Raw genomic sequence first — 15,434 nt, forward strand, 5'->3', positions numbered from 1 at the left:
GCTCAGGCGGACAGTTCGCGTTCCAGCGGGGTGCGGAACCGCGGGGTGACCCGGGCCGGCGCCACCAGGTCCCGCGCGACCTCGACCGGATCGTCGGCGCGGGGCGCCGCCAGCCGGTGCCGTCGGCCCAGCCGGGCCCGCCGCTGCGCCACGTCGATCCGCAGCCGTCCCCCACCCGTCGGGCGTCGGCCGGCGGTGGGAGTCGGCGTCACGGGAGGATCGCGTCGACGTACCCGCCGTCGACCCGGACCGCCGCGCCGGTGGTGGCCGAGGCGAGCGGGGAGGCCAGGTAGGTGACCAGGTTGGCGATCTCCTCGGGCTCGATGAGCCGCTGGAGCAGGGACTGCGGCCGGTGCTCCCGCATGAACGCGCGCTGCGCCTCGGCCCAGGACAGGTCGCGGTCCACGAGCTGGTAGACGAAGTCCTCGACGCCCCCGGTGTGGGTCGGGCCGGCGATGACCGAGTTGACCGTGACCCCGGTGCCGGCGGCGGCCTTGGCGAAACCACGGGAGACGCCGAGCAGCGCCGTCTTCGAGACGCCGTAGTGGATCATTTCGGCCGGGATCACCACCGCCGAGTCGCTGGCGATGTACTGGACCCTTCCCCAGCCCCGCTCCATCATCCCGGGCAGGTAGGCCCGGGTCAGCCGGACCCCGGCCAGCACATTGACCTCGAAGTAGCGCCGCCACTCCTCGTCACTGATCTCCAGGGCCGGACGGGCGCGGAAGATGCCGAGGCTGTTGACCAGGATGTCGACGTCCGGCAGCAGATCGAGGACCCGGGCGGTGCCCTCGTCGCTGGCGACGTCGGCGGCGACCTCGACCACCTCGGCACCGGGGACCTCCACGCGCAGCGCCGTCGCCGCCCTCTCGACGCTGGCGGCGGTACGGCCGTTGACCGCGACCCGCGCCCCGGCGCGGGCGAGTTGGGCGGCGATCGCGGCGCCGATGCCCTGGGTCGATCCGGTCACCAGCGCGATCCTGCCGGTCAGGTCGATGTTCACGGCCATGTTTCCTCTTCGTCATCGCGTTCCGCGCCGGCGGTGGGTGCCGACGCCGCATTTTCCACACCGCATCCGACCGTAGTGCCATCGGCCCGTCCGGACAGCGGTGATCGTCACGGGACGCCCGGCCAGCCGGCGACGGACATCGTCATCCGGGCTCCGGATACCCGGCTCGGCGGCGCACGTGTCAAGCCCCTCGGGCGGACCCGCGCTGTCGGATTGTGAACGACCGCAGACAGATCGATGGCCTTGTCAGCCTTCGTTGCGTCACCGTAGCGTCACTGCCGACATCGATCCCTCGGCCTCCGGCGATCCGGAACCCACGGCGCCCGGCAGCGCCGGGCGGGCAGCTACGTCGGAAGGACAAGCATGGCACGAATGCGTCCGGGCACCCGTCGTACGACAACCGGAGCGGCACTGGCGGTGGCACTCTCCGCCCTGCTGGCCATCATGACAGCGAATCCCGCCTCGGCGGCCACCGTCTTCGCGGACGGCTTCGAGAATCCGGTCGTCATCGGCGACTTCACCGAGTTCACCGCCGGCCAGCAGTTCGGCCCCTGGACCGTCACCAGCGGCAACGTCGGCCTCACCCGGGACTGGCAGGCCGCGGAGGGAAACCAGTCACTCGACCTCAACGGGTTCGCTCCGGGCGCGGTCGCCCGCACCCTGCCGACGAAGCCACTCACCACCTACCGGGTGACCTACGCCCTCGCCGGCAACCCCGACAACGGCCCGGTCATCGCCACCGGCCGGGTCACGGCCAACGGCAACACCGTCGACAGCTTCAGCTTCGACACCACCGGCCAGACACCGTCCGACATGGGGTACGTGTACCGGACCTTCTACGTGGTCAACGTCCTCTCGTCCGCCACCACCCTCGGGTTCGCCAGCACCACGACCGGGGCGTTCGGCCCCGTCATCGACGACGTACGGGTCGACAGCTGCCTGCTCGTCCTCTGCCCCGCCAGCGCCAGCACCAGCACCGTCGGCTGAGGCTGCCGGTCCCGGGTTCCGTTCGTGGCTCGCGGCCACCCGCCGCGGGCCACGGCGGCTCAGTCCACCAGTTCCGGCGCGAAGTAGTCGCGCAGCAGGGCGATCAAGTATCCGCCTCCGCCGCGGGTCGGGCGTCCCCGTCGGGCAGCGTCGGGGCAGCCGCGCCTCCCGGGCCACCGGCATCGTCTACAGAGGTGGGAGATGCCGCCTCGCGTCCCGGAGACCCGTCAGATTCTCGGCCGCGTCGTCGATGCCGGTCAGGTCACCCGCGCGGAGGCGGCGGGCGAAGTAGTCGGCCTGGACGGCCCACCGGAACCGGACCATCCTCGACAGGCCCACCTCGATCTCCTGCCCGCCGAGCGGGCCGCTCGCGCGGTAGGAGTCGATCAGGGCGCCGGCCGCCTCCGGTCCTCCGACGTACATGACAGCCGAGGCGAGGTCGTACAACAGCGGGCCGTAGACAGCGGATCCCCAGTCGATGAGTCCGCAGCGACGATCGGTGGCGCGGAACCGGAAGGCGTCCGGAGCCGGGTCGCCGTGTAACCCGCCCCAGGTGTGCGGGAGGCCGGCGATCGACTCCCACTGCCGTACGCCGGCGGAGACCGCGTCGCGGACCCAGGGCTCCACGTCCAGATGGGGGGCCGTGGGGTCGACCCAGTGCCAGGCCGCCAGGCCCTGGGCACGGACGCCGGCCAGGGCGGTGTGGGCGCGGGCCAGGGTCTCCCCGATCAGGGGCTGTGCACCGGGGTCGCCGCGCAGGGGGGTTCCGGCGACCCAGGCCAGCAGTGCCAGCCAGCCCTGACGGATCCCGACGACGACGGCACCGTCCAGGGTGGGGCGTGGCGCACCGGTCTCGATACCCGCCGACTCGACCACGGCGGCCAGCCGTAGACCCGCCCGTAGCGCGTCACCCCGGTCGTGCGGGACCAGTTTGGCCACCCACCGGCCGCTCCGGCCTCGTACCAGCCAGGTCCGGGAGTTCATTCCACCCGACAGTTCGGCGACCTCGGCCTCGGCGATCCCCCACCGGTGCAGCAGCAACTCGGGCAGCTCGGTCCGGACAGCGTCCACCGTCCGAGTCTGTCAGCACGATGTCCGACGGGCCCGTACCGAGTCATTCCACCGTGACGGTCGTCGCGGCGGCGACGCGCGTACGTATGGCGAACGACCGTTCGGCTCAGACGATCGACCGCCGAGCGATCCGTGGGTTGCGGACGATCACCGCCGACCGGACGGCGGCTAGGTTCCGGGCGGTAGACGTAGCCGACGCGGTAGGCGTAGCTCACCGCCCGAGTCGAAGCGAGGTGCGTCCCGTGCCGCTGCTCTCCGCGCTCGACCACCAGCACACGGTCGCCCCGGCGGGGTACAGCCGCTGGCTGATCCCCCCGGCCGCCCTCGCGGTGCACCTGTGCATCGGCCAGGCGTACGCGACCAGCGTCTACAAGAACTCGCTGATCGCCCACTTCGACACCAGCCAGACGGCGATCGGCGTCATCTTCAGCATCGCCATCGTGATGCTGGGGCTCTCCGCCGCGATCGGTGGGACCTGGGTGGAGGCGAACGGACCCCGCAAGGCGATGTTCGTCTCCGCCTGCTTCTGGGCCACCGGGTTCCTCGTCGGCGCGCTCGGCATCGCGACCCAGCAGCTCTGGCTGGTCTATCTCGGCTACGGCTTCCTGGGCGGCATCGGGCTCGGCATCGGCTACATCTCACCGGTCTCCACGCTGATCAAGTGGTTCCCGGACCGGCCCGGCCTCGCCACCGGCCTGGCCATCATGGGCTTCGGCGGCGGCGCGATGCTGGCCAGCCCGCTGTCCCGGCAACTGCTGTCGCTCTACGACCCCGGCTACAACTCCGCCGACGCCTCCTCGGTCGCCTCCGGCGGCGCCCTGGTCGGGCTCTTCGTTACGCTGGGTCTCGGATACTTCGCCATCATGATGTTCGGTGTGGTGAACGTGCGGGTGCCGGCCCCCGGTTGGCGGCCGGCCGGTTTCGACCCCGGCCAGGTGGCGGCCAAGCCGCTGGTCACCACCGCCAACGTCTCGGCGGCGAACGCGATCCGGACCCGCGCGTTCTGGCTGCTCTGGATCGTGCTGTTCTGCAACGTCACCGCCGGCATCGGGATCCTCGAACAGGCGAGTCCGATGATCCAGGACTTCTTCCGGGCCGACGGCACCTCGACGGTCACCATCGCCGCGGCCGGCGGGTTCGTCGGGTTGCTGTCCCTGTTCAACATGGCCGGCCGGTTCGTCTGGTCGTCCACCTCCGACGTCATCGGGCGGAAACCCATCTACCTGGTCTACCTCGGCGTCGGCATGGTGCTCTACGCCCTGCTGGCGCTGTTCGGCTCCACCGCGACCGCCCTGTTCGTGCTGCTCGCCTGCGTCATCCTCTCCTTCTACGGCGGAGGGTTCGCGACCGTGCCGGCCTACCTGCGCGACCTGTTCGGCACGTACCAGGTCGGCGCCATCCACGGCCGGCTGCTGACCGCCTGGTCCGCCGCCGGCATCGCCGGGCCACTGATCATCAACGGCTTCCTCGACGCACAGGGAAAGCCGGGCACCCTCACCGCGTCCGCCTACCGGCCGGCGCTGTTCACCATGGTCGGCGTGCTGGCCATCGGCTTCGTCGCGAACCTGCTGATCCGCCCCGTCCCGGAACACCTGCACGAACCGGCCGGTACCGGCGGACGCGCCGGCGGCCCCACCGCCGAGCCGGCCGCCGGCCCGACGGACGCCGAGAGGAGCACGGCACGATGAGCGAGCACCAGCACGGACAGTCCGGCCGACTCTGGATCTCCTGGCTGCTGGTCGCCGTACTCCTGGGTTACGGCGTCGTCCAGACCGTCATCACCGCCGCCCGGCTCTTCACCAGCTGAGGGCTGACCGCCGGGGACTCCCGGCGGGCCCGACACCCACCGGCGACCACGGCCGGCCCCGGGGGCCACCGGCGACCGCCGGCACTGCGAGGCTCGGGGCCGCCGGCGACCGCCGGCCCGCCCAGCAGACTCGGGACATTCCCGATCTGCGATGGATCGGCGGATTGCCGGCTTTCCCGAGGGGACTCCGGATTGCCCACCCCGGAGGGCTCCCGGCTCCGCCCATCGTGAAACATAATCGGCACGAAACTCATCCGCCCGGCCCGTTGATCCGTACCTGGTGTGGGGCCGACCGCGGGCGTACCACGCCCGCGGCACGCCCCTGTCGACGTGGCAGGCCACCGAGGGCAGGGTGGAGCGAGCGAGTACGTTCGCCGGAGGCGCGAGCGGCCACCCGAGGCGCGCCTCGGTGGTACCGAGGCGGAAGATCGAGGAGCGTATGGCCCGAACGAGGCAGATGCAGCGACCCAGCATCCCCAGGAGCTTCACCAGCCGAGGCAGCGCGCCCCGGCCGAGGTCCGCGGTCGCGCTGCTCGTCGTCTCCGGGCTGACCGCCGTCTGGGCGGCGGCGATGCTCAGCCCGTTCGGCAATCTCCTGCACGCCTACATGTTCGTCTTCACCACCTTCTACGCCGGCCCGGTCACCCTGGTCTCGCTCAGCCTGACCGTGATGGCCGGCCTGGTGGCCACCGACCGGATCGTGCTGTTGATCCGTCACCGGGTGCTCCTGCAGTCGGCGCACCGGTCGCTCGGCATCATCGCCGTCTTCGGCCTCGTGCTGCACGTCATGACCAAGATCACTGCCGGCTACGTCCGGCCGAGCACCGCGTTCCTGCCCTTCATCAGCGGCAACGACGTCTACGTCGGGCTGGGCACGATCGCCGCGTTCCTCATGGTGAGCGTGCTCTGGACGGGGCTCGTCCGGGCCCGCTTCGTCGGCGTCGGCCGGCCGTGGATGTGGCGGGCCCTGCACAGCACCGCATACCTCGCCTGGCCCGTCGCCCTGGTGCACGGCCTGAACGCCGGACGTCCGGCGGCCGCCTGGGTGACGGTCAGCTACCTGCTCTGTGTGGCCCTGGTGATCGCCGCCCTGCTGGTCCGGCTCTCGGTCAGTCTCGGCCGGCGGCGCGAGGAGCAGGGGCAGACCACCGGGTCGATGGCCCCGGTCGGCCGGCCCGGTCGTGCGGGCGCGGCCGGTCGCGGCGCCCCGGCGGGCGCCGGCCGGCGCCGTACCGCCGACGAGATCCGGGCCGGCCGGCGGACCGCGGACGAGATCCGGGCCGGCCGGCGGACCGCCGAGGAGATCCGGGCGGGTCGCGGCGAGACCGAGGACGCTCCGCGCACCGGTCGGCGTGCCGCCGGCGTCCCCCGGCGGGACGCTCTGGACGGCGCCGACCGCGACCTGCGGGCCGGCCGGGGGCGCCGGGAGAGCCTGGACGACCTGCGCGGCGACGCCTCGGGCGCCATCATCGACTCCTGGGCCCGGGCCGGCGAGGACGAGACCGGGGAGTTCTCCCGCCGCCGCTCGGAGCGGTTCGCCGTACCGGAGGTGCCGACTCCGGCGGCCGGGGGTGCCGGACCGGATCGTCGGGAGCAGGTCACGGACTGGGAACTGCCGTGGGACAGCCCCCGCCGCTGGGCGGGCGGGGCACCGGACGAGCAGTGGGACGGCCTTCGCGGCAGGGAGGACGACGACGCCCCGTACCGGCGGCCGGAGCCGGCCGACGACGACGCGTTCGCCGAGGGCGGGCGCGCGGCGGGGCGGCGCCGACGGGACGTCGACGAGGACGAGCCGCCGGTCGAGCCCACCCGGGCCCGGCGGCGCGCCGCGGAGACGGGCCCGGACCGGCCGGCCGAGAGGCCGAGCCGGCACGGCAAGGACGACGACGAGGCGGAGAGCACCGGTGGCTGGGGCCGCGCCGCCCGCTACGATCCCCAGCTCTCGGCCGCCACCACCACCGACGACGAGGACGACGACACCCCGACCCTGGTCGACCTGGCCTCCCGGCGCGCCCGCCGCGCCCCCGGGTCGGGCCGCTCCTCCCGTCGGCGGCAGGCCGACGAGGCGGCCGAGGAGGGTGCGTACTGGACGAAGCTGAAGGGCGAGGCGCAGTGAGCCTGAACGCGGTACCCCCGGTCGCCTGCTTCGGCGAACCTCGGCTCACCGCCGGGTTCGACGAGTTCGGCCGGCTCGACCTGGCGGCGCACGAGACCGTGCACGGTGCCGTCAACCCGCTCTCCCCCAAGGGCCTGCTCAGACTGGTGGAGGGGATCGAGCTCAAGGGCAAGGGCGGCGCGGGATTCCCGTTCGGCCGCAAGATCCGCGCGGTGCTGGACTCCGCGGACCGGCAGGACCTGCCGACGGTCGTGGTGGTCAACGCCACCGAGGGCGAGCCGGGCAGTTGGAAGGACAAGGCGCTGCTCACCCGGGCCCCGCACCTGATCCTCGACGGCGCCGCGATCGCCGCGTACGCGCTGGACGCCGAGGAGATCGTGATCGGCGTGGCCGACGACGGGATCGGCGAGGCCTCCCTCACCGCCGCCCTGGCCGAGCGCCGGATGCCGGTACGGACCGGCATCGTCACCGTTCCGCACCGGTTCATCTCCGGCGAGGGCGGCGCGCTGGTGCGCGGGATCAACGGCGAGGCGCACATCCCACCGGGGCGCAAGCAACGCGCCAGTGACGCCGGGGTCGGCGGGCTGCCCACGCTGCTCTCCAACGCCGAGACGTACGCCCAGCTCGCGGTGGCCGCCCGACTCGGCCCGTACGAGTACGGCACGGTCGGTACCCCCGACGAGCCGGGCACCGTCCTGTTGACCGTGACCGGGGCGGCCGGCCGGCCCGCCGTCGTCGAGTGCCCGACCGGGATTCCGCTGCAGGACGTGCTGGAGCTCTGCGAGACGCCGACCGGCCCGGGAGTGCTGGTCGGCGGCTATCACGGAAAGTGGATCACGGCCGAGGCGGCGGTTGCCGCCGAGGTCTCCCGGGCCGGCTTCACCAAGGCCGGTGGCACCCTCGGCGCCGGCATCATCATGCCGCTCTCCGCCGACGTCTGCCCGCTCGGCGAGGCGGCGCAGGTGGTGCAGTACCTCGCCGGCGAATCGGCCGGCCAGTGTGGACCGTGCCGGCTCGGCCTGCCGGACCTGGCCCGGTCGCTGGACCTGATCGTCGGCGGCAGCGCCTCCGCCGAGGTGGTCCGGGCGGCGGCCGGCGCGGTACGTGGGCGCGGGGCGTGCAGCCACCCGGACGGTACGGCCCGGTTCGCCACCTCCGCCCTGGAGGTCTTCACCGAGGACCTGGAGGCGCACGCCACCCGGGGCGGCTGCGGGCGCCGGGTCAAGGGGGTGCTGGGCCTGCCCTCCGCCCCGGACGCGCCGACGGCGAAGCTGGCGGTGGACTGGTCCCGCTGCGACGGGCACGGCCTCTGCGCGCACGTGGTGCCCGAGTTCATCCGGCTGGACGCGAACGGATTCCCGTCGTTCCCCGCCACGCCGGTGCCGAGCTGGTTGGAGTCCGGCGCCCGCAAGGCGGTGCGGATGTGTCCGGCGTTGGCGCTGCGGCTCAGCCCGGTGGACTGAGCCGGCCGGTCCGACCGGCCCGGCGTCCCGACCACCCGACCACCGGCAGGCAGCCGGGCAGCCGGGGTGATGCTAATAATGCACGGCGTGGCGGCTTGATCGGTGCGAGCCTCTGGGGCGAGGTGGAGCCCATGGAGACCGAGAGCGACCTCATGCTCGCCCGCCGGGCCGCCCTGGCCGGCGCGGCGCTGGGCCTGCGCTACTTCGCCGCCCTCGCCGAACTGCCGCGGGAACGCAAGTCGGACGGCAGCGTGGTGACCGAGGCCGACCGGGCGGTCGAGGCGGTCATCCGGGAGGTCCTGACCGGGGCCCGGCCGGGTGATGCCGTTCTCGGCGAGGAGGCCGGCCAGCAGGGCGGCGGCAGCCGGCGCTGGATCGTGGACCCGATCGACGGTACGGCGTCCTTCGTCGCCGGCGACGACCGGTGGCTGGTCCTGGTCGCCCTCGAAGAGGCCGGCGAGATCGTCGTCGGGGTGGCCGCGGTGCCCGCCCAGGGGAAGATCTGGTGGGCCCGGCGCGGCGGTGGGGCGTTCGTCGCCGACGTCGCCGGCGCGGATGTCGGCGCGGTACGCCGGATCGGGGTCGACCGCGACCGGCCGGAGGTGCTGTCCGGAAGCCGCCTCGGCGTGGTACCCACCGGCGACGCGCTCCTCCCCGCCGACCACGAGCTGATCGCCCCACTCTGCGCGGTGGTGCCCAGGGTGCCCTGGCGTACGCACGCCGCGCTCCTCGTCGCCGCCGGTGAACTCGATCTGGCCGTGCAGACCCGGGGACAGCTGTGGGACTTCGCCGCCACCTCGCTGATCGTCGAGGAGGCCGGTGGCCGGCACAGCGGGCTGGACGGCGAGCGCCGGCCCGCTCCCGGGCCGGCGCTCTTCAGCCGCGGCGACGCGCTGCACGCCGCCGCGCTGCCGCTCCTGCGGGCCGGCGCCGGGCGGGCCGGTTCCTGACCGGCGCGCCCGGCCCGGTCAGGAGCCGGCGGGCAGCAGCACGTCCAGGAACGGATTGCTGAACAGCCGGTGCGGGTCGTACGCGTTCAGCGTCGCGACGGCCCGATCCCAGGTCGGGTCGGAGCCCTGCCGGTAGGAGTCGGGCACCACCGCACCGAGCATGTTCGGCTCGGCCCAGGCGGCGGTGTCGGTGTAGCCCCAGCCCTTCGACCACTCGACCCGGCAACCGGCGTACGAACCGGTGTAGTTGGTGACGAAGAAGGTCTCCATCTCCCGGTAGAACGCGTGCGCCCGGGGTGCGCTCGGGAAGGTGAGCACGTCGAACCAGACCACCACGTCCCACTCCGGGTGGTCGGTGCGGGGCCGGGCCGCGGAGAGCGCCGGCGGCTCCGCCCCGGGTACGCCGACGTCGCCGGCCCGGTCCACCCCGGCGACCCGGATCTCGACCTGGCCGGTGACCGGGTACTCGCCCCGGGCCCGGTACGCGGCGAGCTGCCGCTCGTAGAACCGGGCGAACTCGTTGACCACCCGCTGGATCGAGGCGCGGCTGGTGTGCACCGCGTACCCGTTCGCGTGCTCCCGCAGGGTGGTCGGCCTGACGTAGAGCAGCAGGTTCTTCGACGGCCCCCACAGGTCGGTGGCGGCGGTGGCGGTGAGCCCGGTGGCGGCGGCGGTGTACTGCACCTGCCCGAACGTCGGGGTCAGCGCCCACTCGCCGTTGAGCAGCCGTTCGGCGAGGTCGGAGACCGGCTCGGGCACGTTGTCGGAGAAGACGTAGTTGTAGGGGGCGACGACCGGGCGGGACGTCAGCGGCCGCTGCGGGCTGACGCTCCACACCTTGAGCCAGGGATTGTCGGTGAAGGCGAACCAGATCGCCTCGACCCGTCCGGCGGCGGCGACGAAGCTGGCGAGGGTACGCCCGGCGCCGCTGCCCGGTGCCGCGAAGAGTTCCGCGGCGGGTATGTCCACCCGGCTCACGCAGCGCAGGTTCTGGTTGGCGCCGACCCGCAGCGTGACCTCGGTGAGGAAGGCGCGGCCGACGTGGGTGAGCAGCGCCGCGCAGTCCGGATCGGTCCGGTCGAACGTGCGCAGCACGTACCGGGCGGTGGCCGGGTCCCAGACCACGGCGGTGACGGAGAGGATCAGGTTGCTCAGCGAGCCGTAGGTGTGCCCGGCCGGTCGGGTCTCGCCGTCCGCGGGCACCGAGGTGCCGTGTCCGTTGATCGCCAGCACCCCGCCGACGCTCAGCTCGCCCGGGGCCGGGGTGTTGGTGACGCCGAGCCCGTGCCCCTCCAGGAAGCCGAGCAGGTCCTCCATCGACGCGCCGGTCTGCACCCGTACCGCGGCCGGTGCGGTCGCCACGACCGCCATCGAGGTCAGGTGCCGGGTGGTGTCGACCAGGATGACCCGGTCCGCGCCGGCACCGCCGGCCGGTACGGTGAGCGGCGACCAGGTGTGCCGGTAACCGCGCGGACGCACCGAGAACCCCTGCGTGTGCGCCCAGTTGGCCACGGTCAGCACCTCGGCCGGCGTACGGGGCGCGCAGACCCACACGCCGTCGACGACGATCTCACCGGCCCAGTTGCGGTAGACCTCGCGGTGCACCGGGATGTCGGCCGGAAAGTCCGGCGGCGCCGAGCGCCCCGCCGGAGTCCACAGTGTACCGAACGCCGTAACGGCGGACGCCTCCAGGAAACCACGCCGGGTGAGAGCCATCGCGATCCTTTCCTCGTACGGAGAACCGCGCCGACGGGTGTCCGGGAGGCCCCTCGTCGTGTTCCGGTGGGCAGGGCTCCTCGGCGCACGTCGGGCGGGCGGACGTGGCCGGGGCCTTACCCGTGGGGCGGGCCGGGGAACGCGGGCGGGTCGGCTGTGGATGTGGCTGATCATTCCGACAACGCCGGCACACCCGGGCCAACCCCCCGGCATCCGAGCCAACCCGCCGGCACCGGGAGCAGCCCGCCGATCCCGGGTCCGGGCGGGGCGCGGCGCGCTGGTTCACATCCGGGTGCCGGACCGGGCCGGGTGGCCGGTGGCCGGTATGTTGCCCGGGTGACAGAGCAGGAGTCCGCGTCGGTCGTCGACATCTACACCGACGGCGCGTGCAGTGGCAACCCCGGTCCGGGCGGCTGGGGCGCGGTGCTGCGGTACGGCACCCGGGAGAAGGAGATCTGCGGCGGCGAGGCGGCCGAGACCACCAACAACCGGATGGAGCTGATGGCGGCGATCCGGGCCCTGGAGAGCCTGACCCGGCCGGTGGAGGTGCGGGTGCACACCGACAGCACGTATGTGCGCGACGGCATCACCAAGTGGCTGCCGGCGTGGAAGCGCAACGGCTGGCGCACCGCCGCGAAGCAACCGGTGAAGAACGCGGACCTCTGGCAGCGGCTGGAGGCCGCGGCCGCCCGCCACCAGGTGCGGTGGCACTGGGTCAAGGGCCACGCCGGGCATCCGGAGAACGAGCGGGCGGACCGGCTCGCGGCCCTGGGCCTGCGCGAGGCTACCGGCGGCCACGATGGTCAACCGGCGAACGCCAGCGCGATCATTTGTACCGCTGCCGAATAGTCTGCAAGGGCTCGGTGCCCGGCGTGGGCAAGCGCACCACTCCCGCGGTGACTAGACTACGCGCGCATCGGCGGCCGGGTACGAGACGGTTGATCACCTGGCAGAACGCACCACTCGCCGCCGCACCCCTGTTCCCCTGAGGGTGCCAATCATGACTAGCGCTGGGAGCTTGAATGTACCTGGACCGATCCGCTGACCTTGGCAGAGGCCGCATGACGACTTGGCGTCGATCCAGCCGGTGCGAGCAGTCCAATTGTGTCGAAGTAGCTGCTCGTCACCTGGATGGAGTGCGGGTGCGGGACAGCGAGCGACCGGAGGTCAACCTGACCTTTGGTGGCAAGAACTGGAACGACTTCGTCACCTCCGTCAAGGCGGGCCGTCTGGCCTGACCCTCCGCGCTCTTCGCCAACGCACAGCAGCTCCCGCCACAAGCGCCACGCCCACCAGCACACCCAATGACGTCGCAGGCAACCTTCGCTTGCGAAAGCCGCAAGAACCCATCTCGGGTTTGATCACCCTGTCAGCAGAAGAGTCATACCGAGCCTCTTCCGACGCCCGTCGACACGCTTCATCCACGAGCCGTATGAAGCGCCGCTGTGATCTGTTTTGCAGCCCGCCCTCATAGGCAATGCGAATTCGTTGCCAGTGCTCTCTGATGTCCCGGACCTTCATCTGGTCCCGAAGCTCTCCGCGCAGCGAGTCCGCAGGGAAGTAGCCTATCTCGTAGCCGAGCTCCAGATACTTTAAGATCAAATTGGAGAAGATGTCGCGTCGGCGCTGGTCCATTGATTTGTACTGGCCGCTCGGCGAGACGGGTCGAAGCTCTGGACGCTCAATCAGCATCCGCATCAGCTCGATCTGCATCGTCCGCATGCCCTGCGCCTGGCTGATCTTGACTTGGCGCACCTGAAGCAGCAGAGCAGCAGCTATACCGATGGTCGCCGCCCCGGAGAGCAGAGCCGACAATGCACCGTAGGCTTGACCGAGGTCACTCATGCGACCCAGCCGGGCGTCAGACAAGTCTGCATAGAGGCTCAGCAGCACCACCGGAGAGCCCAGCAGAAGAGCCATCCCGATCACGGTGGTGGTGACGACTGCGGCACTCATACCGATCTTCTGCGCCAGCCGCAACCCGGCATTGCGAGTACCGCGATCCACTGGTCTTGAAAAAGGATCAGCAGTCACCGAGCCTCCGATCCTCAACCAACTATCTCGACGATACAGGGCTACCACCAGCAGACCAGACCGGAGCCCGAGATCGACACCTCCGCGAAGAGCCACTCGATATCAAGTTCGCGGCATACATTCTGTCGGGCGACACTGACAGCGCATTTGCAGATGACAATTTGCGGGGTTAGTTTCGTACGATATTTCCCCATGAACATTAATCGCCTGGGCGCGAGTAGGCGGCCGTCAACCGTGGGTTGACCCTCGGCCATCGTCAACCTACGGTTGACGCATGGAGAATCTGCCGGTACGCCTCGACGACCTCGTCAGCTACGTGCACCGCCAGCGGCCCGACGCCGACGCCCTGCACCGGCTCTCCGACGCGGTGCTGGTGGCCGGCTACCTCACCGAGCTGGCTGACCACCTGATCGGGCACTTCGTCGACCAGGCCCGCCGCTCCGGTGCCTCCTGGACCGACACCGGCCAGGCCCTGGGGGTGACCAAGCAGGCGGCCCAGAAGCGGTTCGTGGCCCGACGGTCCGACCAGGACGAGGACGTCCCGGCCGGCGTCTTCGCCCGGTTCACCGACCGGGCCCGCAACGTGGTGACGAAGGCGCGGGAGGAGGCGCTGCGCACCGGCGCCACCGAGGTCGGCACCGCGCACCTGCTCCTGGGCATCCTGCACGAGCCGGCCGGCCTGGCCAGCCGGGCGATCGAGGGGCTGGGCGTCTCCGCCGACACCGTACGGGCCCGCACGGTCGCGATCCTCCCGCCGCCCGAGGAGGCGCTCCCCGAGCACCCGCCCTTCTCCCCCGGCGCGAAGCGGGTCCGGGACCTGACCCTCCAGGAGGCGCTGCGGCTCGGGCACAACTACGTCGGCACCGAGCACATCCTGCTCGGCCTGCTCGGCGCCGACACCGAACCGGGCGCCCGGGTCCTGCTCGACCTGCGCATCGAGCGGAACCGGGTCGAGGAATGGGTCGTCGAGGCGCTGCGGGGCCTGCCCCGCTCGGCCACCTCGGGACGGTGAGCGGCCCGGCGCCGACCGGCGGCCCGCTCTGGCGTACCCGGGACTTCCCGCTGTTCTGGTCGGCCCAGACGCTCTCCGCGCTCGGCGACTCGTTCTCGCTCATCGCCGCACCGCTGCTGGTGTTGCACGCCACCGGCTCGGTGGCCCGGATGGGGTTGCTGATGGCCGGCGCGGCGGCGATCGTCGCCGGCGTCTTCGCCGGGATCGTGGTCGACCGGGTGGACCGGCGCCGGCTGCTGATCGGCTGTGACCTGGTCCGGGCGGCCGGCTACGCGCTCGTACCGCTGGTCTGGCTGGTCTCCCCGCAGCTCTGGCTGCTCTACCTGGTCGCCCCGGTCGGCGCCGCCGCCGGAATGCTCTTCCAGGTCGGGCACGTCGCGGTCGTGCCGGGCCTGGTCGACCCGGCCCGACTCACCAGGGCGAACGGCCAGTTGTACGCGAGCTACGCCGCCGCCGGCGTGGCCGGGCCGCTGCTGGCCGGGACCCTCTCGGCGCTGCTGGGGCCTGCCGCCGCGATCGGGGTCGACGCGGCGACCTTCGTCCTCTCCGCCCTCGGCCTCTGCCTGGTCCGGTTCCGCCGGCCGGCCGCGCCGGCCGCCGTCACCGTCTCCGACGGTGCCGCCGGCGCGCTCCGGCGCGGCGGGGCGGAGCTGCTGGTCGGGGTCCGGTTCCTCTGGCGGCATCCGGTGCTGCGGGCGCTGACCGTGCTGCTCTGCGTGCTGACCTTCCTGACCATCGGGCTGACCGACATCGTCATCTACCACCTGAAGCACGACCTCGGCCGGTCGGACGCCGCGGTGGGCCAGGTCCTGGCCGCCGCCGCCGGCGGCACCGTCGTGGCCGCCCTGCTCGTCGCGCCGATCCGCCGGCGGCTGGGCTTCGGCGCCTGCTGGATCGGCGCCTACGCCCTCGGCGGCGCGGCCATCGCCGGGGTGGGGCTCAGCCGGCACGTCCCGGCCGTGGCGCTGCTGGTGAGCGGGTACGCCTTCTGCACGGCCACGGCCGGGATCTGCTCGATGTCGCTGCGTCAGGAGATCACCCCGGCGCCGCTCCTCGGCCGCGTCACGTCGGCGTTCTGGACCCTGCACTCGGCGCTCGGGCCGCTCGGCGCGGCCGTGCTCACCGCCGCGGTGGCCCGGTACGGCACCACCGCGGTCTGTCTGGCGGCCGGCGCGGCCTGCCTCGGCCTCGCCGGCGTCGCCATCCGTACCCCGATCCGGCAGTCCCGCCCCGAGGCGGTGCCGGTGCCGACCGGCTGACCCGGCCGGG

The 15,434-nt window shown here is 72.6% G+C and carries 15 protein-coding genes; 10 read left to right on the forward strand and 5 right to left on the reverse strand.

What is annotated here, in order from left to right; genetic code table 11:
- Positions 1-2: 2 nt before the first annotated feature.
- Complete coding sequence (locus ACQEUR_RS20190) at positions 3-212, reverse strand: hypothetical protein (RefSeq protein WP_433033415.1); 210 nt, start codon at positions 210-212, stop codon at positions 3-5.
- Complete coding sequence (locus ACQEUR_RS20195; RefSeq protein WP_433033418.1) at positions 209-1,009, reverse strand: SDR family NAD(P)-dependent oxidoreductase; 801 nt, start codon at positions 1,007-1,009, stop codon at positions 209-211. The genes ACQEUR_RS20190 and ACQEUR_RS20195 overlap by 4 nt, the downstream gene beginning before the upstream one ends.
- A 363-nt stretch (positions 1,010-1,372) precedes the next feature.
- Here ACQEUR_RS20195 and ACQEUR_RS20200 point away from each other — a divergent pair, with 363 nt between their 5' ends.
- Positions 1,373-1,996: a DUF642 domain-containing protein gene (locus ACQEUR_RS20200; RefSeq protein WP_433033420.1), complete on the forward strand. Its 624-nt coding sequence runs from the start codon at positions 1,373-1,375 to the stop codon at positions 1,994-1,996.
- A 186-nt stretch (positions 1,997-2,182) separates the two neighbouring features.
- Here ACQEUR_RS20200 and ACQEUR_RS20205 read toward each other — a convergent pair whose 3' ends face one another.
- On the reverse strand, positions 2,183-3,067 hold the full coding sequence (locus ACQEUR_RS20205; RefSeq protein WP_433033423.1) for a phosphotransferase enzyme family protein: 885 nt from the start codon (positions 3,065-3,067) through the stop codon (positions 2,183-2,185).
- A gap of 248 nt (positions 3,068-3,315) precedes the next feature.
- Here ACQEUR_RS20205 and ACQEUR_RS20210 point away from each other — a divergent pair, with 248 nt between their 5' ends.
- The 5 genes from ACQEUR_RS20210 to ACQEUR_RS20230 all read left to right on the forward strand — a co-directional run bounded on the left by ACQEUR_RS20210 (position 3,316) and on the right by ACQEUR_RS20230 (position 9,403).
- Entirely contained in the window at positions 3,316-4,755 is a 1,440-nt protein-coding gene (locus ACQEUR_RS20210) for an OFA family MFS transporter (protein WP_433033501.1), read from the forward strand.
- Positions 4,752-4,874, forward strand: coding sequence for an MFS transporter small subunit (locus ACQEUR_RS20215; RefSeq protein ID WP_433033426.1), 123 nt, complete (start codon positions 4,752-4,754; stop codon positions 4,872-4,874). The genes ACQEUR_RS20210 and ACQEUR_RS20215 overlap by 4 nt, the downstream gene beginning before the upstream one ends.
- Positions 4,875-5,331: 457 nt before the next feature.
- Positions 5,332-6,990 (forward strand): hypothetical protein, encoded by a 1,659-nt coding sequence (locus ACQEUR_RS20220; RefSeq protein ID WP_433033429.1) that lies wholly within the window; start codon positions 5,332-5,334, stop codon positions 6,988-6,990.
- Positions 6,987-8,453: an NADH-ubiquinone oxidoreductase-F iron-sulfur binding region domain-containing protein gene (locus tag ACQEUR_RS20225; RefSeq protein WP_433033431.1), complete on the forward strand. Its 1,467-nt coding sequence runs from the start codon at positions 6,987-6,989 to the stop codon at positions 8,451-8,453. The genes ACQEUR_RS20220 and ACQEUR_RS20225 overlap by 4 nt, the downstream gene beginning before the upstream one ends.
- 131 nt (positions 8,454-8,584) lie before the next feature.
- A complete protein-coding gene (locus ACQEUR_RS20230) occupies positions 8,585-9,403 on the forward strand; it encodes an inositol monophosphatase family protein (RefSeq protein ID WP_433033434.1) in 819 nt (272 codons plus the stop codon).
- 18 nt (positions 9,404-9,421) lie between these two features.
- On the opposite strand, the gene ACQEUR_RS20235 is transcribed toward ACQEUR_RS20230, so the two are convergent.
- Positions 9,422-11,119 carry a cholesterol oxidase substrate-binding domain-containing protein gene (locus ACQEUR_RS20235; protein ID WP_433033437.1) on the reverse strand — a complete coding sequence of 566 codons (1,698 nt, stop codon included), beginning with the start codon at positions 11,117-11,119 and terminating at the stop codon, positions 9,422-9,424.
- Positions 11,120-11,455: 336 nt separating this feature from the next.
- Between ACQEUR_RS20235 and rnhA the strand changes: the two genes are divergently transcribed.
- Positions 11,456-11,968, forward strand: coding sequence for a ribonuclease HI (gene rnhA / locus ACQEUR_RS20240; RefSeq protein WP_433033440.1), 513 nt, complete (start codon positions 11,456-11,458; stop codon positions 11,966-11,968).
- A 212-nt stretch (positions 11,969-12,180) separates the two neighbouring features.
- Complete coding sequence (locus ACQEUR_RS20245; protein ID WP_433033443.1) at positions 12,181-12,357, forward strand: DUF397 domain-containing protein; 177 nt, start codon at positions 12,181-12,183, stop codon at positions 12,355-12,357.
- Here ACQEUR_RS20245 and ACQEUR_RS20250 read toward each other — a convergent pair.
- Positions 12,335-13,153: a DUF6082 family protein gene (locus ACQEUR_RS20250; RefSeq protein ID WP_433033446.1), complete on the reverse strand. Its 819-nt coding sequence runs from the start codon at positions 13,151-13,153 to the stop codon at positions 12,335-12,337. The genes ACQEUR_RS20245 and ACQEUR_RS20250 overlap by 23 nt on opposite strands.
- A 274-nt stretch (positions 13,154-13,427) precedes the next feature.
- On the opposite strand from ACQEUR_RS20250, the gene ACQEUR_RS20255 reads away from it, so the two are divergent.
- Both ACQEUR_RS20255 and ACQEUR_RS20260 read left to right on the forward strand, forming a co-directional pair.
- On the forward strand, positions 13,428-14,165 hold the full coding sequence (locus tag ACQEUR_RS20255) for a Clp protease N-terminal domain-containing protein (RefSeq protein ID WP_433033449.1): 738 nt from the start codon (positions 13,428-13,430) through the stop codon (positions 14,163-14,165).
- Positions 14,162-15,424 (forward strand): MFS transporter, encoded by a 1,263-nt coding sequence (locus ACQEUR_RS20260; RefSeq protein ID WP_433033452.1) that lies wholly within the window; start codon positions 14,162-14,164, stop codon positions 15,422-15,424. Before ACQEUR_RS20255 ends, ACQEUR_RS20260 begins: the two co-directional genes overlap by 4 nt.
- Positions 15,425-15,434: the final 10 nt, after the last annotated feature.

Source organism: Plantactinospora sp. CA-290183 (genome assembly GCF_050936375.1).
Lineage (GTDB): Bacteria > Actinomycetota > Actinomycetes > Mycobacteriales > Micromonosporaceae > Plantactinospora.

Excerpts from the sequence above, each read along its gene's own strand:
- ACQEUR_RS20195 (WP_433033418.1), bottom strand. The coding sequence starts at position 1,009 with ATGGCCGTGAACATCGACCTGACCGGCAGGATCGCGCTGGTGACCGGA.
- ACQEUR_RS20200 (WP_433033420.1), top strand. The coding sequence starts at position 1,373 with ATGGCACGAATGCGTCCGGGCACCCGTCGTACGACAACCGGAGCGGCA.
- ACQEUR_RS20215 (WP_433033426.1), top strand. The coding sequence starts at position 4,752 with ATGAGCGAGCACCAGCACGGACAGTCCGGCCGACTCTGGATCTCCTGG.
- ACQEUR_RS20220 (WP_433033429.1), top strand. The coding sequence starts at position 5,332 with ATGCAGCGACCCAGCATCCCCAGGAGCTTCACCAGCCGAGGCAGCGCG.
- ACQEUR_RS20230 (WP_433033434.1), top strand. The coding sequence starts at position 8,585 with ATGGAGACCGAGAGCGACCTCATGCTCGCCCGCCGGGCCGCCCTGGCC.
- ACQEUR_RS20235 (WP_433033437.1), bottom strand. The coding sequence starts at position 11,119 with ATGGCTCTCACCCGGCGTGGTTTCCTGGAGGCGTCCGCCGTTACGGCG.
- ACQEUR_RS20245 (WP_433033443.1), top strand. The coding sequence starts at position 12,181 with ATGACGACTTGGCGTCGATCCAGCCGGTGCGAGCAGTCCAATTGTGTC.
- ACQEUR_RS20255 (WP_433033449.1), top strand. The coding sequence starts at position 13,428 with ATGGAGAATCTGCCGGTACGCCTCGACGACCTCGTCAGCTACGTGCAC.